We start from the raw sequence: 26269 nt of genomic DNA, 5'->3' as shown, positions 1-26269 counted from the left end.
CAACGAAGCATAAATATCTTACTATTCACTGCCGTTTGGTTTATTCACGCTAAGTTGTTCGTCCAAGTTAAGTACCGTCAAAGCATTACTTACGCTGGTCGCTATCACATCGACCACACCGGTTCTTAGTGCACCTAACAAAGCGAGTGGTTTACTGTTCTCGGCTGCAATGGCAATGACTTCTGCAATTGGGCGGAATTCTTCCAAGGCCAAACCAATCACACGGTCACTCATTACTGTGTTTGCTGTTTTACCGTGAACATCGAAAAAGTCATAACCCGCAAAGTCACCGACGACTCCTTGCAATAAACGAGATTGAACGACCTCACCTGCGGTAAACCAACCTAAGTCGACCATATAGCTGTTTTCACTCATATCACCGATACCGACTAATGCAACATCGGCTTTTCGAGCGAGATCGAGTGTCTGCTTAACGGTGCTGTTTTCCATAAATGCGGTTTTTTGCGCTTTATTCTCGGCATAAGCCGGCGCGTATAAGGTTTCAGAAGATCCACCGTACTTTTTGGCTAGCTGCCTGCATATATGGTCGGCATTAAACATACCGCCTCTTGGGTGAATACCGCCGATACCACACACGAATTTGCAGTCTCGTGGCGTAATTACGCCAGTGTGGTGAGCAACAGACGATACGTTTCGCCCTTGTCCTACTGTCACCACCATACCGTTTTTCAGTGTACTGGTAAGATAGTTAGACACTAAACCAGCAACCTGTAATCGCTGCTTCTCTTCATTTGGTTGGTCTAGTGCTACAAGAGCACGCTTTACACCAAATCGTTCGATCAAACGTTGCTCGATCTTCGCACTAAAGACGGGGTGATATTTCACGGTGATCTCAACAATGCCCTCATCTCGGGCTTGCTTGAGCATTCGACCAACCTTTGCACGGGAGATAGAGTACTTTTTAGATATCTCTTCTTGCGTGGCACCATCTTGATAATAAGCAACCGCTACTTCAGTGAGGAGATCAGTGTTTTCTTCGGAAACATCTTGGATATTCTTACTCATATACCACTCAACCAATATTTAACAATTATTTTACCTGCTTGAAGAACAAATGTTCGATGCTTAAGCAAGTGATACACAAGTTTACACCCCAAACATATGTAACAGCAAGGTACATTTGCTCATAGTCATAACCATGGTTTTGTTGTTGATTAATTCACCTCACTTTGCTCGTTAAACGTTTGCTTGCATAGCCCATGATTACTAGAGCGAAATATATTTGACTGAAGTCACCATACAGTACTATTTACCGTTGACTTTGGGGCTAGATCGGATAAATATGGCTACATCATTTACTCATCGAGCGATCAAATGTTCTGTGCAAATGTTCGTTCGGAGAAAAATTTAAATTAATGTAAGTTTGGCTCACTGGTACAACCATTGAGAACTTCATTAGTTAGCTTGCAAATGCCCACACCTCTCCCATTAATGAGGTGTTATGCGATACATAGGATGATCAAAATGAGCAATAAATTAGAGCAACTTCGTAAACTAACAACTGTTGTAGCTGACACTGGCGATATCGAAGCTATCAGTAAGTACACACCAGAAGACGCGACAACTAACCCATCTCTAATTCTTAAAGCTGCTCAAATTGCTGAGTATGCACCTCTAATCGATGCTTCTATCGAATACGCTAAAGCGCAAAGCGATGACAAAGCACAGCAAGTTCAAGACACTTGCGACATGCTTAACGTAAACATCGGTAAAGAAATCCTTAAAGTTGTACCTGGCCGTATTTCTACAGAAGTAGATGCTCGTCTTTCTTACGACATGGAAGGCAGCGTTGCTAAAGCTCGTCAACTTATCAAAATGTACAACGACGCTGGCATCACTAACGACCGTATCCTTATCAAACTGGCTTCTACTTGGGAAGGTATCCGTGCTGCTGAAATCCTAGAGAAAGAAGGCATCAACTGTAACCTAACGCTTCTATTCTCTTTCGCTCAAGCTCGTGCTTGTGCTGAAGCTGGCGTATTCCTAATCTCTCCTTTCGTTGGTCGCATCATGGACTGGTACAAAGCGAAAGAAGGTCGTGATTTCGAAGCTTCAGAAGATCCAGGCGTAATCTCTGTTTCAGATATCTACAACTACTACAAAGACCACGGCTACAAAACTGTTGTTATGGGCGCAAGCTTCCGTAACATCGGCGAGATCCTTGAGCTTGCTGGTTGTGACCGTCTAACTATCGCTCCTCAACTTCTAGCAGACCTAGAAGCAGCAGAAGGCGAAGTAGTAGAGAAGCTTATCGACTCTAACGGTACTAAAGAGCGTCCAGCAGCGATGACTCACGCTGAGTTCCTATGGGACCACAACCAAGATGCAATGGCTGTTGAGAAACTGGCTGAAGGCATCCGCAACTTCGCCGTTGACCAAGGCAAACTAGAAGACATGATCGCAGCTAAGCTGTAATCACTCTTACCAAATTCAAATAGGGGAACGTTCAGTTCCCCTACTTTTATCAATTTTGTTTTTCTTAATTTTTATTCGGAAGTTCTTATGAATCGCAAACATCTAGCTAACGCTATTCGTGCTCTAAGCATGGACGGCGTACAACAAGCAAACTCTGGTCACCCAGGCGCACCTATGGGTATGGCTGACATCGCTGAAGTACTTTGGCGTTCTCACTTAAACCACAACCCAGCAAACCCAGAGTGGGCTGACCGCGACCGTTTTATCCTGTCTAACGGCCACGGCTCAATGCTGATTTACTCTCTGCTGCACCTAGCAGGTTACGAGCTTTCAATTGAAGATCTTAAGAACTTCCGTCAACTGCACTCTAAGACTCCAGGTCACCCAGAGTACGGCTACGCACCAGGCATCGAAACAACGACTGGTCCTCTAGGTCAAGGCATTACTAACGCTGTTGGTATGGCTATGGCTGAGAAAGCGCTAGCTGCTCAGTTCAACAAAGAAGGCCACGACATCGTAGACCACTACACTTATGCATTCATGGGTGATGGCTGTCTGATGGAAGGTATTTCTCACGAAGCATGTTCTCTAGCAGGTACGCTTGGTCTTGGTAAGCTGGTTGCTTTCTGGGATGACAACGGTATCTCTATCGATGGCGAAGTTGAAGGTTGGTTCTCTGACGATACACCTAAGCGTTTCGAAGCTTACGGCTGGCACGTAATCCCAGCGGTAGATGGTCACGATTCTGACGCTATCAACGCAGCGATTGAAGCGGCTAAAGCAGACCCTCGCCCTACTCTAATCTGTACTAAAACAGTGATTGGCTTTGGTTCTCCAAACAAAGCAGGTACGCACGACTGTCACGGTGCTCCACTAGGCGCTGAAGAAATTGCAGCAACACGTAAAGAATTAGGTTGGGAGCACGGTCCTTTTGAAATTCCGTCGGAAGTTTACTCAGAGTGGGATGCGAAAGAAGCAGGCGCAGCTAAGGAAGCAGCGTGGAACGAGAAACTTGCAGCTTATGAAGCAGCATACCCTGAGCTGGCAGCTGAATTCAAACGCCGCGTAAACGGTGACCTACCAGCTGAGTGGGAAGAGAAAGCATCGGCAATCATCGCTGATCTTCAAGCTAACCCAGCAAACATCGCATCACGTAAAGCATCTCAAAATGCTCTAGAAGCGTTCGGTGCTATGCTACCTGAATTCATGGGCGGCTCGGCTGACCTTGCGCCTTCTAACCTGACTATGTGGTCTGGTTCTAAGTCTCTTGAAGCAAACGACTTCTCTGGTAACTACATCCACTACGGTGTACGTGAATTCGGTATGACGGCTATCATGAACGGTATCGCTCTGCACGGTGGTTTCGTACCATACGGCGCAACGTTCCTAATGTTCATGGAATACGCTCGTAACGCTATGCGTATGGCTGCTCTGATGAAAGTTCAGAACATCCAAGTTTACACGCACGACTCTATCGGCTTAGGCGAAGATGGTCCTACTCACCAACCGGTTGAACAGATCGCTTCTCTACGTCTAACGCCAAACATGAGCACATGGCGTCCATGTGACCAAGTTGAGTCTGCTGTTGCTTGGAAACTAGCAATCGAGCGTAAAGATGGTCCTTCTGCACTTATCTTCTCTCGTCAAAACCTTGCACAACAAGATCGTGACGCTGAGCAAGTAGCAAACATCGCTAAGGGTGGTTACATCCTGAAAGATTGTGAAGGCAAGCCAGAGCTTATCCTTATCGCAACGGGTTCTGAAGTTGAGCTAGCGGTTAACGCTGCTGCTGAGCTAACGGCTGAAGGTAAGAAAGTACGCGTAGTTTCTATGCCTGCTACTGATGCGTTCGACAAACAAGACGCGCAGTACCGTGAGTCTGTACTTCCATCTGACGTAACGGCACGTATCGCTGTAGAAGCTGGCATCGCTGACTTCTGGTACAAGTACGTTGGTTTCGGTGGCAAGATCATCGGTATGACAACGTTCGGCGAGTCTGCACCTGCAGGTGAGCTATTCAAGATGTTCGGTTTCACTACTGAAAACGTAGTAAACACAGCGAAAGAGCTTCTAGCTTAATCTTGAATACATTGTCTCGCCCTTCAATGGGTTGATGCATACAGAAAGCCCCGCATGAAAATGCGGGGCTTTTTTGTATCAGTTGCCTGTTAGTCTTTGATTGTTAACAGTTCCTTTAGCTCACAAAAAAGCCCTGCTAATTTCGCAAGGCTTTCTCTTATTTCTTACTCGGCGTAAATCTAACCGCTATTTCTCTTCGAAACGCTTCGCCAATTGATAGAATTCATTCACTTGCTCTTTGAGTTCTTTCGAATGATCTTTGACTGAATGTGTCGCCACTAGGTTTTGCTCGGCGGTTGACGCGATAGACTGCATATGAAGGTTTACGTCACTAGATAGCTGACGTTGCTTATGTGCGGAACTTTCAACCGACTGCATTAACTCGTTCATCGATTGCATTAGGTTCTCAACTTCTGACAAGCGCTCTGCACTTACCTTTGCTACATCGCCACACGCATCCGTTTGTTCTCGGTTAGCCAAAATATCTTTCTGCCAACCTTCAATCGTCGCTAACATGGTATCAATGCTCTCTTTGATTTGAACCGTCGCCTTAGAAGTGCGACCCGATAACGCACGCACTTCATCAGCAACCACCGCAAAACCACGTCCTTGCTCGCCTGCTCTAGCCGCTTCGATCGCAGCGTTCAGTGCCAACAAGTTGGTTTGCTCGGCGATTCCGCCTATCTCTTCCATTATCTTGCTGACGCTTTGAGCTTGGTCGCTCAGTTGGTAAGTTGTTTGGGTGGCCTTCTCTGCCTGTGAAGCTAAGCTTTCTAAATTTTGATGAGTTTGATTAATGCTTTCTTTAGCACCCGCACAGGTTTGCAAAGTCACATCAACAATCTGATGCGCTTCTTCTGTACGAGAAGAGACCTCATTCGCCGTGACTTCAACTTCTTCAGTTGCTTCACGCACTTGTAAAATATCTTCCGTTTGTTGATCTAACGCTTCTGACACTTCAAATGAAGTCGTATTGAGATTATCAGCTAAGTCTTGCAATGGCTTCGCAGAATCCGTCATACGACCTAACACCGTTCTGATTCGCGCTGACAACAGCTTCAAATGGAAGTCGGCGATTGAATACTTACTATTACCTGAATAAACAAGACGACTGACACTATCAAACTTAGACTGAAGCTTCTTTAACTGTAACGGTGTATCAATGAGTTCTTGTCGGAAAAGCAGAGCCAATGCAGAAACAGGAAGCAAACTAAGAAACCATTGCGACATTTGCCCAACTTCGACTAGATTTGATACGAGAGGCGCAGCCAACGATCCCAATAACACGGCATAACGAACACTATCGCTGATCTGTAATGACCATTGGCGGCCAGACTTCTCAGCCTTCAATAAGCCTTGGTAGGCCTTATCTGCAATCTGCACCCACTCATTCTTAGGTTTAACACGAACAGACTGATAGCCACTCACCTTTCTATTATCGTAAATTGGCGTGACATAAGCATCGACCCAATAAAAGCCACCGGACTTCGTTTTGTTCTTTACGATTCCACGCCACGCTTTACCTTGTTTTAGGTTGATCCACATATCGGCAAATGCAGCTTTGGGCATATCACCATGCCTGACAACATTGTGGTTTTGTCCTAGGAGTTCTTGTTGGCTATATTCTGCTATACGACAAAAAGCATCATTACTGTAAGTAATCACACCTTTAAGATCGGTAGTTGAGACGAGTTGTTCGTTTTCGCTTAGAAGCGTTTCACGTGATTGAGAAAATGAGCTGACAGTCATTATATTAACTTTTGTTAATTATTATTTTAGGCGAGGAATATATACAATTATTAAAGTTATGACAAAATGTGAACGTCACATTTTGTGTAAATGCCTGCTATTTATACAAATATTAGCTAAGTACCTCACAAAGCTAATAACTTCACTATCTTCTCATGCCAACAGTCACGACTCATCTAAGTTTACGGCAGTGGTAAATTTCACGGTTCTCATTGAGACAGAGGTATGGAATTTACGAATATTCAGATCTTTGCGTAGTACTCGCTCCACAAAGTCTTCGTAGGCTTGAATGTCTTTGACCGTCACAATCAGCATGAAATCAAAGCTGCCTGATATCTGATAGCACTGCGTGACCTCTCTGCCTTTGAAATAGAATGGCGAAAGATTTGGTAAATATCCCCTCGATCACGCTCCATTTCCACGGACACAACCAAAGTCATCTTACTGCCGGTCAGTTCTGGATTAATGATGGACACACCACCGACAATCACGCCCTCTTCTCTCAGCCGTTTCATTCGCTTTAAGCAAGCAGGCGGTGACAATCCGACCAGCTCTGCTATTGTTAAATTTCACGTCATTTAAACACTGAAAGTTACTCTCAATACCCTAATTATTGATATTTTGAGTAAAAATAATTTGAGCATGGGTATTTACTAATGACTCAGTTATTACATGCGTATTTTAAAACACCGATAATAAAAAATCATCTTATTAGTTAGAACCCAACGCCTTGTATAAAGCGCCCTCCAGAATAATAACCACGGCCTAATCAATGTTATTAAACATCCAAACTATCAACTATTCATTCAACAAAACCCATTAAATAACTGACAATAGAATAAATAACACTCCTTATTGTATATTAACTCTAAATGTTGAAACCGGAACGAATAATTAATTGTAATAATTATCCATTTGATTGGTAAATTTTATAAATATATTTTGTTACATAATCAAAACTGATGGCTTGATATAATAATGTCACACAAAACAATGGCTTTAATGGTTCTAATTTTTTCCTCACTGTCACAGGCTTCCACTATTGAGAACGACGAACTATTGCTGAAGTCATTGATTAAACAAGGTGTTATCTGTTCAGGCTTAACCTATGAGGAAAATCAAGAAGCTTTGCGTATCTATCTCAACGCTAAAAAAGTGAAGAGCACTCCGTTTGATTCAAAAAATAGAAAAGAGACAACCAATACAAAAGAGATAGAAGGTAAAAAACATACAACAAACACACGTCAGTTAAATAAGACACCACAAGAGTGTATTAGGCCAGACTCGGACAACTGATTCGAATAAGGCAGTTGATACTGATATCGACATGGAAATATAAAAAGGAAATATAATGAAAATGATGAGAAAAACATTGTTGGCTTCAGCAATGCTTACTCTATTTAGCGTCAGTAGTTATGCAAAAACACCTATTGATTTAGGCGTTGTTAATGAAGACAAACTTATTGAAATGCTAGTTAGACAAGGCTTAGTCGACCAAGATGCAACCGATGTGGCAAAACACGACGCACTTGACCGTTACTTAAAAAATAAGATCAATTCAGGTTTTAAAGGCGACGCTCAATTCGGTAAAAAAGCACTTGAGCAACGAGCGAAAATACTCAAAACCATCGAAAAAGGATCCGGTGTTAAAAAAGCGAGTGTCTTTGCTTTAGAAGTCGGCACCAAGCGTACCGATAAAGTACTCGCTCTGTTGGTCGATTTCCCTGATTTGAACTGGGATAACAACAAGCTGACCGAAGAGCACACGCAAATGCTCTACGAGAGCTACAACCCTGAACATTATCAAGAGTTGTTGTTTTCAAATTCTGGCTACACAGGGCCAAATGGCGAAAACCTAATCTCGATGCGTCAGTATTACCAAAGCGAATCTGGTGATAGTTACAGCGTTGCAGGTCAAGCGGCAGGTTGGTATCGCGCCTCTAAGCCTGCGTCATTCTATGGTGGCAACTCCCCTACCACCGACAACGACTTAAACGCACAGGAACTGGTTCGTGAAGCGCTGAATCAACTAGCTCAAGATCCGAGTATCAACCTTGCCGATTACGACATCGAAGATCGTTACGATTACGACGGTGACGGAAATTTCCGCGAACCCGATGGTGTGATTGACCACCTGATGGTGTTTCATGCATCGGTAGGCGAAGAAGCCGGTGGTGGCGTGTTAGGCCCTGATGCGATTTGGTCTCACCGATTCAACCTTGGTCGCACTCATGTACTGGAAGGTACTTCTAGCTCGCTTCCAGATCGATTTGGTGGCCAATACGCGGCGTTCGATTACACCATTCAACCGATTGATGCGGCTGCAGGTGTTTGTGCCCACGAATATGGCCATGATTTAGGCTTACCAGACGAGTATGACACGCAATACACAGGCAAAGGCGAACCGGTTTCTTACTGGTCAATCATGTCTTCGGGCAGTTGGGCTGGTCAAATTGGTGGTACACAACCAACGGCATTCAGCTCTTGGGCAAAACACTTCCTACAGAAATCGATTGGCGGACGTTGGGTTAACGATGATCAGCTCTCGATTGATGACCTAGAAGACAATCCACAAGTGTATACGCTGTTCCAAACAACGGATAACAGTCGTCCTAACATGATCAAAGTGGATCTTCCTGAAAAGCAGATTGAAAGTCTGAAACCCTTTGAGGGCGAGTATTCATTCCACTCTCAAAAAGGCGATGATCTGAAAAACAGTATGACTCGCAAGTTGATGATCCCAGCGGGTGATTCTGCACTGCTGTCTTTCAAAACTTGGTATGAGATTGAAAAAGACTACGACTTTGCGCGCGTGCTAATCAACGGACAAGCCATTGCAGGAAACATTACCTCAATGGACGATCCATACAACACGGACCTCGTTCCTGCTATTGGCGGCGAATCTGGCGGATGGGTCGACGCTGAGTTCGACGTTTCACAATGGGCAGGCCAAGAAGTGGAACTGTCTTTTGAATACATCACCGATGGCGGCTTAGCAATGGAAGGCTTCTATTTAGATAACCTTGCTGTTGTTGTCGATGGTGAAGTGACCTCAATAGACGATGGTGAAAGCAACTCCACCTTCGCCCTTAATGGTTACAAGCTGAGTAATGGATTCCATCAAGCGCAGCACTACTATCTATTGCAATGGCGCAGCCACATGGATGTTGATGAAGGCCTAGCGAACATCAAACGCATGGGACAACTGATGTCATTCGACCCTGGCTTGATCATTTGGTACGTCGACGAATCACTAACCGACAACTGGGTAGGTAAACACCCTGGTGAAGGTTGGTTAGGCGTGGTCGATGCAGACCAAAATGCCATGGTGTGGGCAAACTCTGGTGAAGCGGCTCAAACACGCTACCAAGTTCGAGACGCAGCGTTTTCACTCAAAGATCATACTCCAATGCGTCTTGTAAACAGCGACAACGATGTACTCGAAGATACCAGTTTGGTTGGCAATGCTAGCTTCTCGGATGACCAAGATTACACATCGCCTCAAGCACCAGATTCAGGACGCATCCTGACGGAGTTTGGTTTAGCGGTCGATATTGTGAATCAGAGTGATAACAACGAATACGGTGTGGTTCGCTTATCTAAAGTAAGCCAACACAACATCGTTCCTACTGCGAACTTCGAGCTTAATGTGACTGGTCTGACTGTTTCTGCAAACAACTTCAGCTCAGACCAAGACGGTGAGATCACCCATTACCTGTGGGACTTTGGGAACGGCACAACAAGTTACGAAGTGGCACCAACTTGGTCTTATGAACAGGCCGGTGAATACACGGTGAACTTGACTGTTGTCGACGACAAAGGCGCTACCGCTTCATTTAGCTCCGTAGTGAGTGTTGAATCTCCAAACGCCCTTCCAGAAGCGAGCGCGAAGTACATTCACTTGGGCCGCTGGGTAACCATGTGGTCTACAAGTTCAGACAGCGATGGTCGTATTGTTGATACCGAGTGGACACTTCCAAACGGAAAGGTGAAACGAGGTCGCACATTCACGTCAATCTTCCCTTCATACGGAAAGCACGAGGTGACACTGAAGATAATCGATGACCAAGGTGGGATTACCACTAAGACAATTTTGGTCGACCTGTAAATCATCGCTGGCTCTGTCATGCGTATTTACAACACAAGCTTAAGTACTGTTGTCACAGGATATAAGCCAAGACAGCAGTTTTAAGAAAACGTTATTATTTAAGCCATAAGAAAAAGTCCTACCTTATTGGTAGGGCTTTTTATTGGTCGCAGTTTGAGATACTAGGGTTTTAATCACAGTAACGAAGTTACTGAACCACCATTAGATGATCCATTACACAGGCTGCTTTTGAATACGCGATTTACGAGCACTGAATGCGAACAGCAAGATAACAGCTAACACGAATGGTAATACGTAGATATTGAGGTTCTGCCACCCTGCTGTCGATTCTAGCCAGCCAGAGAGCATCGCTGTAATCGTCACACAGCCAAAGACAATAAATTCATTAAACGCTTGTGCCTTAGCTTTATTCTGCGATTGGTAGGACTGACTAAACAAACCTGTTGCCGCGATAAACATAAAGTTCCAACCGACACCAAGCACAACTAGAGCCGCTCTGAAGTGCCAGATAGATTCGCCATGAATGTTAATCGCGATACAGACGACGAACAGAACCCCGCCTGCCAAGATCATCATTCTTGAGCCAAACTTCTCGATAAGTGAACCAGTAAAGAATGCAGGAACAAACATCCCCAATACGTGCCACTCAATGACGCCCGCTGCTTTGGTAAAGTCAAAGCCACAACCAATCATTGCCAATGGCGTTGCTGTCATCAGGATATTCATCACCGCATAAGCGACCATGGCAGCAAACACTGCGCCAATAAAGTTAGGCGCTTTTACTATCACACTGAGAGGATCGGATTTAGGTGCCTGACTATTAAAAGAGACTTTTGGAAACTGAGTTGTTTGTAAGATGAGTAACGCAAGAATGTTCAATCCAATCAAAGAAGCAAAAGCACCAATGTACAAGCCATCTTGCGACCACTGTTGCGACATAATCGCCAAATTTGGTCCTAATACCGCGGCTAAAACGCCACCAGCCATCGAGATAGAGATCGCTCGGTGACGGGCATTTTCATCACACACCTCGATTGCAGCAAAACGATAAAGCGTGCCAAAACCTATGCCTATCCCAAGTAAGAACGTAGCGAAACAAAACAAATAGAAATGTTGTTGAGACAGTGCGTAGGTGGCAAGACTAGCTCCTGTAATGCCAACCACATTACCAATACTAAATCCTCGCTTTCTCCCTAACTTGCCTGAAATTAAAGATGCTGGAATAGTGGCTGCCATTAAACCCAAAAACTGCAGTGCAACCGGCAAGGTGATCATGCTGACACTGGGTGCAATCTGCTTACCGATCAAACCAATCACAGAGATCAGTAATATGTTACCCGTCATCAACAAGGCCTGACACAGTGAAAGCAGCCAAACATTTCTATTCATCTTCGTTCCTAAATATGAGCACAGTTGGTCAATAGACCAAAAATTCAACAAAGTCGCAACACTTTGTTACTCATAGCAACTCTACAAAGCGACCAATAGACCAATATAAAGTGCTACCACCACATGACTTTGATTAGCGTTACTTAAGACGCTAGAGTTGAAATTATCATTACTTAAGATAATAATAATTTTCTGTTATTTATTGGCTTTGTTATTTATAGGCTTTAGTATTTGAAGGTGAGTATGATTAATCCACTTTGGCTCAATACGTTTAAGACTCTGGTTGAAGTTGGCCATTTCACCCAAACGGCAGAAAAGTTGTATATGACACAACCTGGAGTCAGCCAACACATCAAGAAGCTTGAACAAGCTTGTAATTGTGACCTGCTATCTCGAGAAAACAAGAGCTTCGAACTGACCGAACAGGGTCGGATTATGTATAGCTATGCGATCAAACTAGAGAAAGACCAAGAAGATCTTTTTGAGTCTCTGAGTTTTGATAACCCTTATGCTGGGCAATGTCACTTGTCTTGCTCTGGCTCACTCTCTTTGCGTCTGTATCCCAAGCTTCTTGAACTTCAACAGCAACACCAAGAGCTCAGCATTAACTTAGAAGCCGCTCCAAACAAAAAGATATTGAATGACCTAAGCGAAGGCACTACCGATATCGGCATTGTTAGGCATTCCCCGAACGACAGCTACTACCAAAGCCAAGTCATCGGCAAAGAAGCACTGTGTCTTATTGTTCACCACAGCCTTGCTGATTTAGAGATAACGCCGCAAGTATTGAATGACATTGGCCTGATTGCCCACCCAGATTCTGCACATTATCTGTCTTTGTATTTCGACCTTTGCGGAGATAAAGACTTAGCGAACATCAACGTTAATGAGATACCAAGATCTGGCTACATCAATCAGCTTCACCAGATCTTGCTACCCGTATCAAAAGGATTAGGTTTTACCGTGTTACCGGCTGGCGCGGTTGAACACTTCCCAGATAGAGACAAGCTACACGTTGTGCCGCCAAAGGTAGAAGTAGAGGAAACGCTGTATCTGGTTCAAAAACGAAACCGAAAACTGCCGCACCGATACGATACGGTTGTTGAGCTAATCAAACAGAACGTGAGTCGTTAGTTCGGTGTAGATAGATTTAAAGCCTTTAGCTAGCTCGGTATTTCGCTATAAGAGCTAAAGGCTTTAATGTTGAAGTGATATTTATAAAAGACAACTACTCAGAAGCGCCAAGCCCCTCTTTTGCTCGTTCAAAGTCATAATTATCTAACGCACTTCGAACATCTTTGAGAACAACAGAATGTGGATACTGTGCCAGTAACTCAGTCACATATTGAGTTGCATCGTTATCATAAGCATCCAGCAGTGATAGCAACTGAGCATGCTGTTCTGACGTGATGCTCGGTGAATCAGAGGTATCAGCAAGACTCGCATCGGCTTCTTCAGTACTTGTCGTATTGAATCCCCCAACACCAGACACATCAAAGCTGATCTCAACTGCTTTAATCAGTTCGATTAACCCAAGTTCGCCTTGCTTAAGATCTGCTTCATCACACGCCTTGTTATGCGCTTTGCTTTCTAAATCACTGAGTAACTCTGCCAATCGCAATCCACCAATCGAAGCAGCCATACTTTTTAAAGTATGAAGATTACGCTCTAACGTTTCCCAATCGCCTTGTACTAAGTTATCAGAAGCTTCCGACATCGTATCTGGCGCGCCTTGGCAGAACCTATTAAGCATCTTGGCTTGCAGTCTCACATCATGATAAGTCAGTTGCTCAAATCTCGACTGAGAGAAAATAGGTGGCTCAATTGAGGCATCAGAGCTTAATACCGCACTCTCATTAGAATCAATAGTCTGTTTCGTATGTGAAGACGAGTCAGATGGCGCTCGACCTTCTACTAGCACCTCAGGAACAATGTACCTCGTAATCAAAGCCATCGCTTTATCAATAACAATTGGCTTATCCAAGAAGTCGGTTACACCCGCTTTCCTCGCTCGTTGTTTCGCATCGGCAAACACATTGGCCGACATTGCAACAATCGGTACATCTGTATCAAACTCGCGAATCAAACGGGTTGCTTCAAAGCCATCCATAATCGGCATTTGAAGATCCATAAAGATTATCTCGTAGTCGTTATTTTGAGCTAATTCCAGCGCTTCCTTTCCGTTTTCAGCAAGATCCGCATTCAATTTAGAACGACTGAAAAATGCTAAGGCGAGATCTTGGTTCAGCTCATTGTCTTCAACCAATAGTACTCTTTGCCCTTTGAACTCAACCTGATAATCCAACTGCAGCTCTTGGGCTTTAAAGTCGGCTAACTCATCCGCGCTTACTCGTGGCAATGTCAGCACAAATGAGAACTCACTGCCCTGCCCGTAAACACTCTCCACAGTAATTTGACTGCCCATCGCGTGCACTAATTTCTGGCTAATGTTAAGCCCAAGCCCCGTACCACCAAACCGACGGGTCGTTGTGCTATCCGCTTGGCTAAAGGCTTCAAACAGCTTGTGCAGATTCTCATCCGAGATGCCTATCCCGGTATCCATCACACTCACTCTCATGGTTAGGCTGCTGTCGTTCGAGTCAACATGCTCCACCGTTAACGCTACGCTGCCTTTTTCCGTAAACTTAATCGCGTTGCCCACAAGGTTGAGTATGACTTGGAACAACCTCAATGGATCGCCTTGTAGTGGCGTGTCTAACTCTGGGTCGATGACCATAGACAAATTGAGTTGCTTCTCAGCCGCTTTCGATTCCATCAACTCAATCACATCTTTAAAAGTCGTTACGGGATCAAACGGGACGTTATCAATAACAAGTTGCCCAGCTTCTATCTTTGAAAAATCAAGGATGTCATTGATGATACCGAGTAACGAATGGCCAGAACGGTGCACTTTCTCAATATAATTTCGAGCTACAGGATTAGATATTTCGCCAATCGCCAGATAAGACAAGCCAATAATGGCGTTCATTGGGGTTCTTATCTCATGGCTCATATTGGCTAAGAATTCCGATTTAGCTTGGCTCGCCAAATCGGCTCTCTGTTTCTCTTCTTCCAATTGTTCGTTAAGGCGCTTCATTTCTGAAATATCGAATGCCCAAAATAGTGTGGCGACTTCACCATCAATCTCAAAAAGATAGTAACTGACCAAAGCAACAAATCGGGTTCCATCAGACTTTCTGAGTACTAACTCCCTATTTTCAACTTTACCGTTAAGGTCGAGCTCTTCATGCACGCCATCACGAACGCTCAGCGAGTCATGGATAGCGGCAACGTCGATAGAAGACAACGCCTGATCTTCCACGCCAAACAAACGTTTTGCCGTATCGTTCGCGTAACGAACCTCTTCTTCAAATACCACACTAGCTGCAATTGGAGAGCTATTTAGCATGTTGTAGAGTTGGTTCTGCGCCTTTTCCAGAGCTTCGGTCGCTTCCTTAGCAATACTGATCTGCTTCGCTAATTTACGATTCCAGAAAATAATAAGAAGAAGGATCACCAGAGAAAAAACCGAAATAGTGTAAACCAATTGATAATCAACTCTTTCTATCGCTTTGGGCGCCGCCCACTTCGCCGATATCTTTTGATGTTCTTCAGCAGAAATACTCTCAATCGCCTTATTCACAATCGAATAAAGCAAAGGTTCAGATTTGATGACATGCAGAGTTGGCGACAGGAAGAAGTCTAACCGGCCGATGATACCAACCCCTCGATGACCAAATGAATCAATGAGGTAATTGAGGACATCAACAGTGTCGACCATGCCGTCTAAGGTTTTATCATCCAATCGGTTGAGCCCATCGGCCGTGGATTCTACCTCTACCCACTCAACGTTCGGGTACTTATATAAAATCGCGTTAGTATTTGCCGCATTCTTCAATATACCGATTTTCCAACCATCAGCTTCTTCAAGTACCAAGCTACTAACGTCTCTTCTCGATGCAATGGCCAAACGACTTGAAAACAAGCTTTTAGCTGCTTTGACGTTATCTCCTAACGAACGATTCTCTTGAGCTGCTGAGACCAGTTCCACTTCATGATGATCAACCAAGCTTCGGGTCTCAGACCAATTCGCCACGTCAACATGCTGAATACTTAGCCCTGTTTTTTGTTCAATCAGCGTTAGATAATCATCAATCATCCCGATGTATTCACCGGTATTGGATACCGCTTCATAAGGTAACGAATTCGGATCGATACCTATACGTACATCCGGATTATCTTTAATCCACGCCCTCTCTTTTTGGCTTAGATTTAGGATCTCTCCAGTCAAGTTACTCGCTTGATAAACATCCGCAATATAGCGTTTCACCGCATCTCCGAATGAACTAAATTGTTCGACAGATGGAAAATAAACATGGTTCCGCTCTAACGAATTAACATCAAAGTAGAAAGTCATCGAACCAGAGTTGATACTCCCTCCCTTGGTCCTATAATTCGCCACCTTGGTGACTGATGAAAAGTGAGAGGTATTTTTCTTCTCTCCATATTGATCAACTAGGTTGCCTATGTACCAAGATTTGATCGGGCGACTATTGTTATCCGCTTGTGCGGTGATCACCTGAAAAGAACTGTCCGTGTCGAAAATTTCAAACACTTCCGTCAACTCTTCAAAGCGGTCGTTGACGATAAAATACGCAGATATTTGCGCGATAATATTCGCTTTTTTAAGGACTAGGCTTAAATCACTCTGAACCTGCATCTCGATAATTTGGTTTAAGCCGTCATCCTCCTGTTTAAGCCTTTTAATTGCGGCATTGAAGCTATCTCTGATTTCTTCACTCTTAAAGTCCACATAGATCGGATACTCAACTTTATACTCGTCATGTAGCGTTAGCTCTGCCATTTCAATAAAACGAGTGTTGGTGATAAACCACTCTAGCACTCTTCGTTCAACCATTAGCAGGTCAACATTTTGAGCCCTCAACTGCGAGAATGCTGATTCAAGATCTTCGTAATCTTCAATACGATCAATGTCTAACTTACTCTTCAGAACTTCAACAGAGTTTTTAATTGTGGATGTTTCGTCGAACAATAACGCCCCTAATGATAGGTCTTTTGGGGATTGAAGTTGGAGTTTGCGGCGAGTTAGTGAAACAGGAACAAACTCAACATTAAAAACGTTATCACTTAAAAAGTGCGCATTAGGATCATCAAACTGAACACCAGAAAAAAAGGCTATAGAATTATTGTTATCGATGGCTTTTTTAGCGGCGCTAGGTGGAAGTGTGACAACGTCACCTAGTTTATATCCCATGTCATTCAGTGCACGCTGAAGAATGTCGTACTGTAGCCCGACTGCGGTGCTGTCTGGGTAAATATACGGAGGGTTACCAAAGCCAAACACGCCTTTTAGCGGCACTCGATAGGGGGAACTGTCTAGCCACTTCGATAAAATCTGGTTCTTGTTATCAACGTCGAAGGTTTCAATCTGTTTGTTGATTAGCGTCAGCAGTTCTGGTTCATCGGTTCGAATCACCATTGATGCTTCAAACCTTTTCCAATGCTCCAGAACATAATTTACCGCTAAATCATGAACGCCAATCTTTTTCGCAAGGTCCATAGTGGTGATAGGTTCACCGACCATGCCTTCGACATCCCCGGCCCCTAACGCACGTACTGCATCAATAACGTTATCAAAATTCACTCGCTCAATAGAACTCAATTTGACACCGGCTCGCTCCAAATCGATATTTTCATTAACCATCGCAATACGGCGTTTATTATTTTGATCTAGGTTTCCATCGAGTTTGTTGTCGATGGGAACAATCACTGCGACCTGATAAGGAATATAGGGAGCACTCGCAAGAAAACGGCCACCTTCACTTGGGTCGAACTGTTGGAATGGAAATACATCGCCTCGCCCGTCGACTAACGCGGCTTTAGCCTCGACACGCGAGTTAACTGTGACAAACCGAACATGAACACCAAAACGCTGTTCAAGATCTAATGTCCAATCTTTGATGATCCCAGAAACCTGCCCATCATCATCGATGAATGAGTAAGGATAATGGTTGGCCAAGACAACAAAAGTTACCGTTGGTTGGTTTCCCAACCACTGATTTAACTCAGTATCTGTTACCTCAGCAGCATTCGTAGATCGCATTAGCAGCGACCACACCACAAGTGTAATGACCAGAAAAACAACCAAACGATTTAGCGACAACATCAAGCCATCACTCATCTCTAAATTTCTCTTTAATTGCTAGAATCTCAGGTAACTTCAGAAAAAACACATCAACGATAGTTGGATCAAAATGTTTGCCTTTCTGTTCTTCAAACAAGTTCAGCGCCTCATCAATACTCCAAGCTTTTTTATAAGGGCGCTCTGCGGTCAGGGCATCAAACACATCAGCAACAGCCGCAATTCTTCCAACCAATGGGATACCTTCACCAGCTATCTGGTTTGGATAACCACTGCCATCCCATTTTTCGTGATGATATTGCGCCACCTGAATAGCCATACGCATCAGTTTGGAATCACTCTGCCTACCAAGTATATCAACACCATATTCGACATGCTTTTGCATAATTGTCCACTCGTCGGCGTCCAATTTACCCGGCTTGAGTAATACGCTATCAGGAATACCGATCTTGCCAATATCATGCATTGGTGCTGCATCACGCAACGTCTCGGCATCTTCGTCAGTCATTCCCAAGGCTTTAGCTAGCACTTCACAGTAGTGACTCATACGCTTAACGTGCATGCCTGTTTCATTGTCTTTAAATTCAGCAGCTCTACCCAGTATGTTCAGTGTTTCTAGCTTACCGAGATTGATCTCTTGAGTTTTCTCTTTTACCTGACTAAACAACGCGCGTTGTTGGTCATAAAGTGCGATATGCGTTTTCACACGCTGGAGTACAATTGCAGGGGTTATCGGCTTGGTTAGGTAATCGACAGCCCCCAAGGAGAGTCCTTTTACTTCGGCTTCTGGACCAATTGTGGCGGTCACGAAAATGATAGGAATGTGAGCCGTATTCGGCTGAGCTTTAAGTTGGCGGCACACCTCGTAACCATCGATGTCAGGCATCATGATATCAAGGAGGATAAGGTCTGGCTGCGGCACCATCTTCGCGATCTTGATACCAATTGTGCCGTTAATCGCTACTTTCACTTGATAAGTATCTTTGAGTATTGCCGTTAACACATCCAAGTTACTTGGGGTGTCATCCACGACTAACACTATAGGTTTCCGACTCATTGATACCTCGTATACAAATCAAACAGTTATAACCCTAGTGTAGAACGATTTCCAGAGGTTAAGTAGAAAAAAAAGCAATTGATTTTCAAAAATGAAGAGTAGATCTGTGAGTGACTTCAAACTGGCGTTATTAGAAGTACGACCAGTCAATATTACGTCAGTTAAGTTATTATTATACAAGGGGAATTACCTTTGCATTGTAACATTTCACCAACAACACAGATACTATCCGAAAACAAAAAGAGCTCCTCATATGGGAGCTCTTTTCGTTCAACGGCTAGAAAGCAAAACAACCGAGTTATTCAGTAATCTAACGACCAGAATAATACATACAGATTCGAACACCATCGAACTCACGAATCTCAAATGGGATCTCGTAGATAGACTCCATCACTGATTTTTCAACCACTTCCGAAACCTTACCCGACTTAACCACTTTGCCTTTCTTCATCGCAACAATGTTATCTGAGTAACAAGAAGCGAAGTTGATGTCATGAATCACGATAACGACCGCTTTATTGAACTCATGCGCTAAACGACGCAACGTCTGCATAATTTCGACCGAGTGTTTAATATCAAGATTGTTCAGAGGCTCATCTAAGAACACATAATCCGTATCTTGCGCCACAACCATCGCGATAAACGCCATTTGACGCTGACCGCCACTCAACTCATCAAGGTATTTGTTTTGGATGTCAGTAATGCCAAGGTGTTCTAGTGCTGTATCGACGATCTTATGATCTTCGTCTTTCAAGCGACCTTGAGAGTGTGGGAAACGACCAAAACAGACCAATTCACGAATCGTAAATCGCATGTTGATGTTATTTGATTGTCTTAACACGGCAAGGTGCTTCGCTAGCTCTTTGGTATCCCACTCAGCCAGTAACTTATCGCCAATGACCACTTCACCCGCGTCGCTGTCTGTTAAGCGGCTCGCCATTGAAAGCAGTGTACTTTTACCCGCACCATTTGGGCCAATGATAGAAGTCACTTCGCCTTTCGGGAACATAGCACTGGCATCATCAACCACGAGTGACTTGCCATACTTCTTACTTAAACCTGTTAATTTAATCACTACTTACTACCTTTACTGAATTCTGGTGCGTAACAACAAGAACATAAAATACAAACCGCCGACCAAGTTAATAATCACACTCACAGTGGTTTCAAACGCCATCACTTTTTCGATAAACCATTGGCCAGAAACCAATAGAACGACCGCTAACAAACTGCTTGCGATGATAAGCACACGATGTTGATAAGATTTGAATATCTGACGAGCTAAGCTCACGGTGATTAAACCAAAGAACAGCACAGGGCCAACCAAAGCAGTCGACACCGCGACCATCACTGACACAATCACCAAGGTAATCTGAGTCAATCGCTTGGTGTTCACACCCAGGCTTGTCGCGTTATCAACACCAAGCCAAAGTACATCAAGCTTAGGCGCCAACAACCAAAGGCCAAGCAAGCTCAAACCCAAAGGAATAAGGCTGAGGTAAACCAACTCGCCTTTCACGTTATTGAAACTTGCGAACATCACATTCTGCAGCACCGCGAACTCGTTCGGGTCAATCAACATCGCCAAGAAGTTAGACAAACTCGAGAATACGCTGCCACATACGATGCCTATCAACAGCAGTGTGAATACGTTGTTTCGCTTGCTCTTAAAGTAGAAATGGAACAGAGCAAACGAGAACAAGATCATCACAGTCACAGACATCGAAAAGTTTGCGATCGAGTCAATCACCCAGAAGCTAGCACTGCCAAACACAAACAGAAGTACCGTTTGTACCAGCATATACAAGCTGTCAAAGCCCAAGATGGAGGGGGTTAGAATTCGGTTATTAGTAATGGTTTGGAAAACCAATGACGACGCCGAGATCGCTACCGCCGCCAACACAATCGACAGCAATTTTGGTAGGCGCAGAGACAAGAAGAACTCGTAGTTATCCCACGTCAGCCCCTGCCCGATGAATAGCGCTGTCATACCCAAAGACGCGATAGCCAGAATCGCAATTTTTACTGAATCACGCATTCGACTTGTCTCTCATGATTAGGTAAATAAAAATCATGCCACCAAAGATGCTGATTACCATCGAGATTGGAATCTCATAAGGGAAGATGACGATTCGAGCTAGCAGGTCACAAGCCAACACCAAGATCACCCCCCAGTAGGCAGTCCAAGGCAGAATCTTCTTCATGTTATCGCCCATCATCAGCGACACGATATTCGGCACGATAAGGCCAAGGAATGGGATAACACCAACGATCATCACCACAGAGGAGGCACTGATAGCCACTAACGCAACACCAATGAAGACGATCTTCTGATAATTCAAACCGATGTTTTTCGCGAAGCTCTCACCGATGCTCGCCGCACTGAACTGTCTCGCGAAATAGTAAGCCAATACACAAGCAGGCACCGCGAGATAAAGGATTTCATAGCTGCCCTGCAACACGCTCGCAAAGTTCGCCATAGTCCATGCCGACATGGTTTGTACTAAGTCGTACTTATAAGCAATAAAGGTTGTTAGAGACGAAACAACGTTGCCATACATAATGCCAATCAAAGGCACCAATACCGCGTTCTTAAACTTGAGGTGTTGTAGGAAGCGAACCAATAGCATGGTGCCAAACACTGCAAACGCGAAGATAAAGCCTAAGTAGCTCCATTGCGCAGCATTGCCTAGCACTAGAATGCCGACAATGTAACCCAACATCGCACAGTCAATGGTGCCCATCGTCGAAGGCGCGGCAAACTTGTTCTGTACGATTTGCTGCATGATCAAGCCAGAAACACTCAATCCCGCTCCGGCAAGCACGATCGCGAGTAGTCGAGGAATCCGACTAACAATATAAATAGAATTGGCGTGTTGGTTGCCATTGAAGAAGTCACTAAAACTGATTTCAGCGACTCCAATCATCAATGACGCAACGCATAACACAACAAGAAATACAGCAGCTGCAATGGGTTTCAACATAGAAATAATACTAAAGGTAGGTCTCGGGTAGCCCGTATAAAAAAGTGAAAAAGGGCTTATAAGAACACTCTTATAAGCCCGAAAATCTGATGATTAGTAACTATTGAATCGTACGTTCAATGTCACTAATCATTCTGTGAATCGCCGTCACACCGCCACCAGCCAGATACCAAGCACTTGAATCAAGGTAAACGATATTGCCGTGCTGCGCTGCAGGTGTTGCCGCAACCAGTGGGTTATCAAACAGTTGTTGAGCGCGACCTTCTGATTTGCCAATCGCTTTTTCGCGGTCAAGCACGTAAAGCACTTCCGGTTTTGCATCAGCAATGTATTCAAAAGAGATTAGGTTGCCGTGTGTTCCTTTGATCGGAGCCACAGTTGCACTCTTTGATTCCACGAAACCAAAGTCATCAAAGATGATTGAGAAACGGCTGCCTTTGTTGAACATCGCAATGTTGTTACCGTTGTTCATTAGCATCATTGCTGAAGTTTCGTCAGACGCTACTTTGTCGTTTACCGCTGTGATAGAAGCTTGAGTCTCTTTAATGATCGCTTCGACTTCAGCTTGCTTACCAAAGATGTCGCCTAGCACACGCCAGTTTTGCTGAGCATCAGCCCAGTACTTGTCGCCTTCAATAGAAAACATGACAGTAGGAGCAATTTGTGCCAGTTTGTCGTAAACCTTAAGCATGCGGTTTTCCGCGATGATGATGTCAGGCTTCAACATGTAGATAGCTTCAAAATCAGGTTCGCTTAAAGAGCCTGTATTTGCCGTCGTATCTTTGTACGAAGCTAGGTAATCAGGCAGCAAGCTATGAGGCGCGCCAACTGGCTGTACACCAATTTTATCGAGCACGTCTAAGCTACCGTGGCCTAGAACCACCACTCGCTGTGGTACTTCAGTAAACTGCGCTGTGCCTTTCACATGCTCAATGGTGACGGTTTCCGCATGCGCGGTCATCATGAATGATGATGCTAGAACGATGGCAAGCCCGCTCAATAACTGGCGAACTGAATTGATTGTTTTCTTCATGTTTCTTCCTTTGCCATTGATACAAACCACCACTCATGACAATGAAAGTCACATTACTCATAGACGAGCATGGGGCGTACACAACTGCTAAATAACGATAATTTAAAGTCTGTCATTGGATTGACAACAAACTTGTAACGCAAGTGAGAACTATTATCAATTATATTTGCACTAAATTGGCGATACAACAACTTTATTATTCAGAAACGTAAAAGTGAGTATTCATATTTTGCGTAGTCAGGAGAGGTATTAGGAATCAGAAATATCAAAAAGACGCGAAGAGGAAAATACTCATCAACCTGAAGAAAAAAACAGATGGGGAAAGCACCCAAAAACCCTGTAATTACAACGCTGAACCCCAAAATCATGGATTGTAATTTACAATGTAAAGATTATATACAACAGAGACTTAATCATCACCAAATTAGCTGATCAATTAAACCCACTAATGACAACGAATACGAACAGCTGAAAAGCCAAGACTCAGTCAGATATCATGGTCAAATCCCTGACCTTCGCTCATTTAACCTTCAGTAACCGATGGTAAATCACCCAAAAATATTTTTGAATTTAATTGAAAATAGGGTTGTAATTTTGAAAACTAGGCGTATAGTTCGCCACCTGGCTCTAATCTATAGAGCTGTTAATGCTAAAGTAAGTCCAAGTTCCACATAGACAGTTCTCGATTCCCTCGTTACACCATCTCTGCGTCAGCTTTCACCCAGATAGTCATTCAATAGCTTTTAAATTCGATCCTACTACCGATCTATCGTCATTTGCTCTTTTGTCAGCGAAGTCAGAATAGATCGAGCACTTAAATACAAATGTAATAAACACAAGGCACAGTTATGTCACGCAGAACAACACGACAAACCCATTGGTACCAACTATCACGCGAAAAAACAGTCAATAAACTAAAAGGTAATAAATGCTCAAGATTAAAATAGATTTACACAAAGAAGAGATTTCATGGGTCACCGAGATTCGACAGCTCAATAGCGATATACTCCACTGCCACATATTGCCCAAGCTACAACATCACAGCTATCTCATCGACTTTGAATTTAATGAACGAGAAAGCATCGGAACTATCGTTTCAGGCAACGGAAACACCCTAGGACATTTCACACTCCTATAGCATTTCCCAAAGGCTACAAAAGAAACACCGTCTAGTCCCAAAGATGTAAAAGATGTCACCCTCAATTCGCTCTAGCAGAACAAAATAGAGTAGAAGTAAAACAGATCTGAAACCTAGCCTTTTTGCATTTCACACGCGGCTAACGCTAGCTAGGTTATCGTACTTCTATTGAAACCAACTTATATCAAACTCTAAATCACCATTGAGTCATTATCAGTGCATTCATGGACTAATAAGTTAACGGCATCGACCTTAACTTCTGATCAAGAGTATATAAGTGTTCTGCAGCTTGCATGTGTTGAGGGTAATCACTGAACTTCTCACGATTCTCCTCATTCATCTTACATGTCTCATCCACCAGCATTAACTTCCAATACAGCTTCGTTGTATGCAACATCGCCAGTAACGGTTTGAACACCTCTTTCTCATAAGCTTGAATCAACTCTTCAATCAACTCGTCACGTTCGTCTTCGCTTGCGATTGAACCCTCGGTTGCCGACAACACTTTTTGATACTTCAGATTTTGTTGCAGCTTATCCATAACCGTTTGGTTTTCTTCCGCTAACTCAACAAGCTTCGACTTAATGATATTTACCCAATTCGCTTGGCTCAGTACTGTGTCATCAACGCTGGTAAAGTCTTCTCGTATTTGTCGTTCAACATCTTTTTGAGCTTTCTTTAAAACCGCACGCACCTTTTGGAAAGGCAACTGATACTCCTTACTTAGCTCGATAATCAGTTTATGAAAACCACCATTTGGAAGGTGTAAGTTTTCTTTAAACGTCGCCATTGCAGCTTCTTGCTGTTCGGTAAGGTGAGTCATTCTGTTTCCTATTCTTTATCACTTATGGTGCTGAGCCCGCGATCATACCATTATTACCCTCGTTTTTTCGGTAACTTGATCAGTTACACCTCGCTATGCCGTTAAATTCTCTCAGCCCTTTCTCTTTTGGCTAGTTATTAACCCACTTGGCATAAAATGGTAAATCTCTATCGGCGAAAGTTCGTACATTACGCGCTCAGGGGATATCGCCAGACAGGAGTCGTTACTTACATATGAAAGACAAGCGCGAGAAATGAGAAAACAGATGACCTATTCAGAATACAAAGAATCCGATTTGCATAAGTGCGTGAGCATTGGTTCAGAAGCAATGGTATCCATTGCCAAGTTTGCCTTTAAAGCCACTACCCTTTTATTTCGATTTTTCCGCTGGCTTGTCGTATCGGCTTATACCTACGTGATGAAGTAATTCTATATGGGAGTCGTTGTTTTCATTACGACTTATCTAAATACCCCAAAGCGCGCCCTATTAGGTCGCGCTTTTTTTGTGCCCAGTTTTATACCTAGCTTGATGCCAAAAGTCCGAGTGCATTTTATATCGTCAGTGGCGCTAAATGGTAAAACTGACCATCGAATAAAAACCATACTACACCTGTTCCAACGAAACAGACTTCTAACTTATACAGGTACTAAAATGAAAAAGATTGCACTTAAAATTGTAGGACTAACGGTTTTGGCTTCTGCGCTAACTGGTTGTATCGGCAGCAACGCCGTAACAGGGAAAGTGATGAAATTTAACGTTGAAGTTGTCGATAACCGCTATGCCCGTGCAGGTGTAAACTTCTTATTAGCGCCTGTATACGGTATTACTACCGCAGCAGACTATGTGGTATTCAACTCACTTGAATTCTGGACAGGTAAAAACCCTATCAGCGGTTCACCACACGTATTTGATACAAAAACAGACACGCACTTCAAAGTGAACGATGAGCTGGACCCAAGCCTGAAAGAAGCCCCTGTCGGCCCAATTTCTAACAATCGCACCATTGAAACGGGTGAGATGATTAAGATCGACGAAAACACGATTCAAATGGACATCGTCTATACATCTGGTGAAACAGCGACTCTAACGGGCATCAAAGACGGTCAAAACGTTACCTATTACATGGATGGTCAGCTTGTATCGCAAACAACTATCGCTGAATTAGAGAAGATTCAAGGCACTGAAGCTTAAGGTTCATCGCCCACACAGAGTTCAAACTTAAAGAGACTTTTGAGCTCATAATCGAGTAGGAGGAGGCCTCACGGCCTCCGTCCTCTCACACCGTACAAGCGTGGGTCGCATACGGCGG

At 43.8% G+C, this 26269-nt stretch carries 18 protein-coding genes and 1 pseudogene; 8 read left to right on the top strand and 11 right to left on the bottom strand.

The features are described from left to right. Positions 1-21 precede the first annotated feature (21 nt). Positions 22-1026 (bottom strand): sugar-binding transcriptional regulator, encoded by a 1005-nt coding sequence (locus AB6D58_RS20465; protein WP_017065721.1) that lies wholly within the window; start codon positions 1024-1026, stop codon positions 22-24. Between the two features lie 459 nt (positions 1027-1485). Here AB6D58_RS20465 and tal point away from each other — a divergent pair, with 459 nt between their 5' ends. Continuing rightward, positions 1486-2436 carry a transaldolase gene (gene tal / locus AB6D58_RS20460; RefSeq protein ID WP_046209277.1) on the top strand — a complete coding sequence of 317 codons (951 nt, stop codon included), beginning with the start codon at positions 1486-1488 and terminating at the stop codon, positions 2434-2436. 87 nt (positions 2437-2523) lie between these two features. Continuing rightward, positions 2524-4515, top strand: a complete 1992-nt coding sequence (tkt, locus tag AB6D58_RS20455; RefSeq protein WP_065585095.1) for a transketolase — start codon at positions 2524-2526, stop codon at positions 4513-4515. A 186-nt stretch (positions 4516-4701) separates the two neighbouring features. Here the strand turns inward: tkt and AB6D58_RS20450 are convergent, their stop codons facing one another. Next, positions 4702-6264 carry a methyl-accepting chemotaxis protein gene (locus tag AB6D58_RS20450; RefSeq protein ID WP_372158283.1) on the bottom strand — a complete coding sequence of 521 codons (1563 nt, stop codon included), beginning with the start codon at positions 6262-6264 and terminating at the stop codon, positions 4702-4704. Positions 6265-6429: 165 nt separating this feature from the next. After that, positions 6430-6833, bottom strand: a pseudogene (locus tag AB6D58_RS20445) (Lrp/AsnC family transcriptional regulator); the annotation flags it as partial. Positions 6834-7242: 409 nt separating this feature from the next. Between AB6D58_RS20445 and AB6D58_RS20440 the strand changes: the two are divergent. Together AB6D58_RS20440 and AB6D58_RS20435 are read left to right on the top strand one after the other, a co-directional pair. Then, a complete protein-coding gene (locus AB6D58_RS20440; RefSeq protein ID WP_372158280.1) occupies positions 7243-7560 on the top strand; it encodes a hypothetical protein in 318 nt (105 codons plus the stop codon). A gap of 55 nt (positions 7561-7615) precedes the next feature. Then, on the top strand, positions 7616-10372 hold the full coding sequence (locus tag AB6D58_RS20435) for an immune inhibitor A domain-containing protein (RefSeq protein WP_372158278.1): 2757 nt from the start codon (positions 7616-7618) through the stop codon (positions 10370-10372). Between the two features lie 213 nt (positions 10373-10585). Here the strand turns inward: AB6D58_RS20435 and AB6D58_RS20430 are convergent, their stop codons facing one another. Then, complete coding sequence (locus AB6D58_RS20430; RefSeq protein ID WP_372158275.1) at positions 10586-11761, bottom strand: MFS transporter; 1176 nt, start codon at positions 11759-11761, stop codon at positions 10586-10588. A 243-nt stretch (positions 11762-12004) separates the two neighbouring features. Between AB6D58_RS20430 and AB6D58_RS20425 the strand changes: the two genes are divergently transcribed. Further along, complete coding sequence (locus AB6D58_RS20425) at positions 12005-12895, top strand: LysR family transcriptional regulator (RefSeq protein ID WP_136978257.1); 891 nt, start codon at positions 12005-12007, stop codon at positions 12893-12895. Between the two features lie 94 nt (positions 12896-12989). On the opposite strand, the gene AB6D58_RS20420 is transcribed toward AB6D58_RS20425, so the two are convergent. The 6 genes from AB6D58_RS20420 to AB6D58_RS20395 form a co-directional block, all read right to left on the bottom strand. Next, positions 12990-17885 (bottom strand): ATP-binding protein, encoded by a 4896-nt coding sequence (locus AB6D58_RS20420; RefSeq protein WP_372158293.1) that lies wholly within the window; start codon positions 17883-17885, stop codon positions 12990-12992. A gap of 70 nt (positions 17886-17955) precedes the next feature. After that, complete coding sequence (locus AB6D58_RS20415) at positions 17956-18981, bottom strand: HD-GYP domain-containing protein (protein ID WP_372158272.1); 1026 nt, start codon at positions 18979-18981, stop codon at positions 17956-17958. 310 nt (positions 18982-19291) lie between these two features. Beyond that, positions 19292-20056: an ABC transporter ATP-binding protein gene (locus tag AB6D58_RS20410; protein ID WP_017061894.1), complete on the bottom strand. Its 765-nt coding sequence runs from the start codon at positions 20054-20056 to the stop codon at positions 19292-19294. A gap of 12 nt (positions 20057-20068) precedes the next feature. After that, positions 20069-21019: an iron chelate uptake ABC transporter family permease subunit gene (locus AB6D58_RS20405; RefSeq protein WP_017068462.1), complete on the bottom strand. Its 951-nt coding sequence runs from the start codon at positions 21017-21019 to the stop codon at positions 20069-20071. After that, positions 21012-21965, bottom strand: coding sequence for an ABC transporter permease (locus AB6D58_RS20400; RefSeq protein ID WP_372112978.1), 954 nt, complete (start codon positions 21963-21965; stop codon positions 21012-21014). The genes AB6D58_RS20405 and AB6D58_RS20400 overlap by 8 nt, the downstream gene beginning before the upstream one ends. Positions 21966-22065: 100 nt before the next feature. After that, positions 22066-22998 carry a siderophore ABC transporter substrate-binding protein gene (locus AB6D58_RS20395; RefSeq protein ID WP_017066720.1) on the bottom strand — a complete coding sequence of 311 codons (933 nt, stop codon included), beginning with the start codon at positions 22996-22998 and terminating at the stop codon, positions 22066-22068. 928 nt (positions 22999-23926) lie between these two features. Between AB6D58_RS20395 and AB6D58_RS20390 the strand changes: the two genes are divergently transcribed. Further along, the gene (locus AB6D58_RS20390) at positions 23927-24136 is read left to right on the top strand and encodes a hypothetical protein (RefSeq protein ID WP_372158269.1); all 210 of its coding nucleotides are present in this window, start codon (positions 23927-23929) and stop codon (positions 24134-24136) included. Between the two features lie 229 nt (positions 24137-24365). Here the strand turns inward: AB6D58_RS20390 and AB6D58_RS20385 are convergent, their stop codons facing one another. After that, complete coding sequence (locus AB6D58_RS20385; RefSeq protein WP_050648160.1) at positions 24366-24959, bottom strand: hypothetical protein; 594 nt, start codon at positions 24957-24959, stop codon at positions 24366-24368. A gap of 265 nt (positions 24960-25224) precedes the next feature. On the opposite strand from AB6D58_RS20385, the gene AB6D58_RS20380 reads away from it, so the two are divergent. Both AB6D58_RS20380 and AB6D58_RS20375 read left to right on the top strand, forming a co-directional pair. Beyond that, on the top strand, positions 25225-25386 hold the full coding sequence (locus tag AB6D58_RS20380) for a hypothetical protein (protein WP_170962358.1): 162 nt from the start codon (positions 25225-25227) through the stop codon (positions 25384-25386). Between the two features lie 225 nt (positions 25387-25611). Further along, entirely contained in the window at positions 25612-26151 is a 540-nt protein-coding gene (locus AB6D58_RS20375; protein ID WP_017061899.1) for a DUF3332 domain-containing protein, read from the top strand. Positions 26152-26269: the final 118 nt, after the last annotated feature.

Origin of the sequence: Vibrio sp. 10N.239.312.D08 (assembly GCF_041466145.1) — a bacterium.
GTDB lineage: Bacteria > Pseudomonadota > Gammaproteobacteria > Enterobacterales > Vibrionaceae > Vibrio > Vibrio crassostreae_C.
Note: the sequence above shows the minus strand (reverse complement) of the source record. Positions and strands in the feature narration are given on the sequence as shown.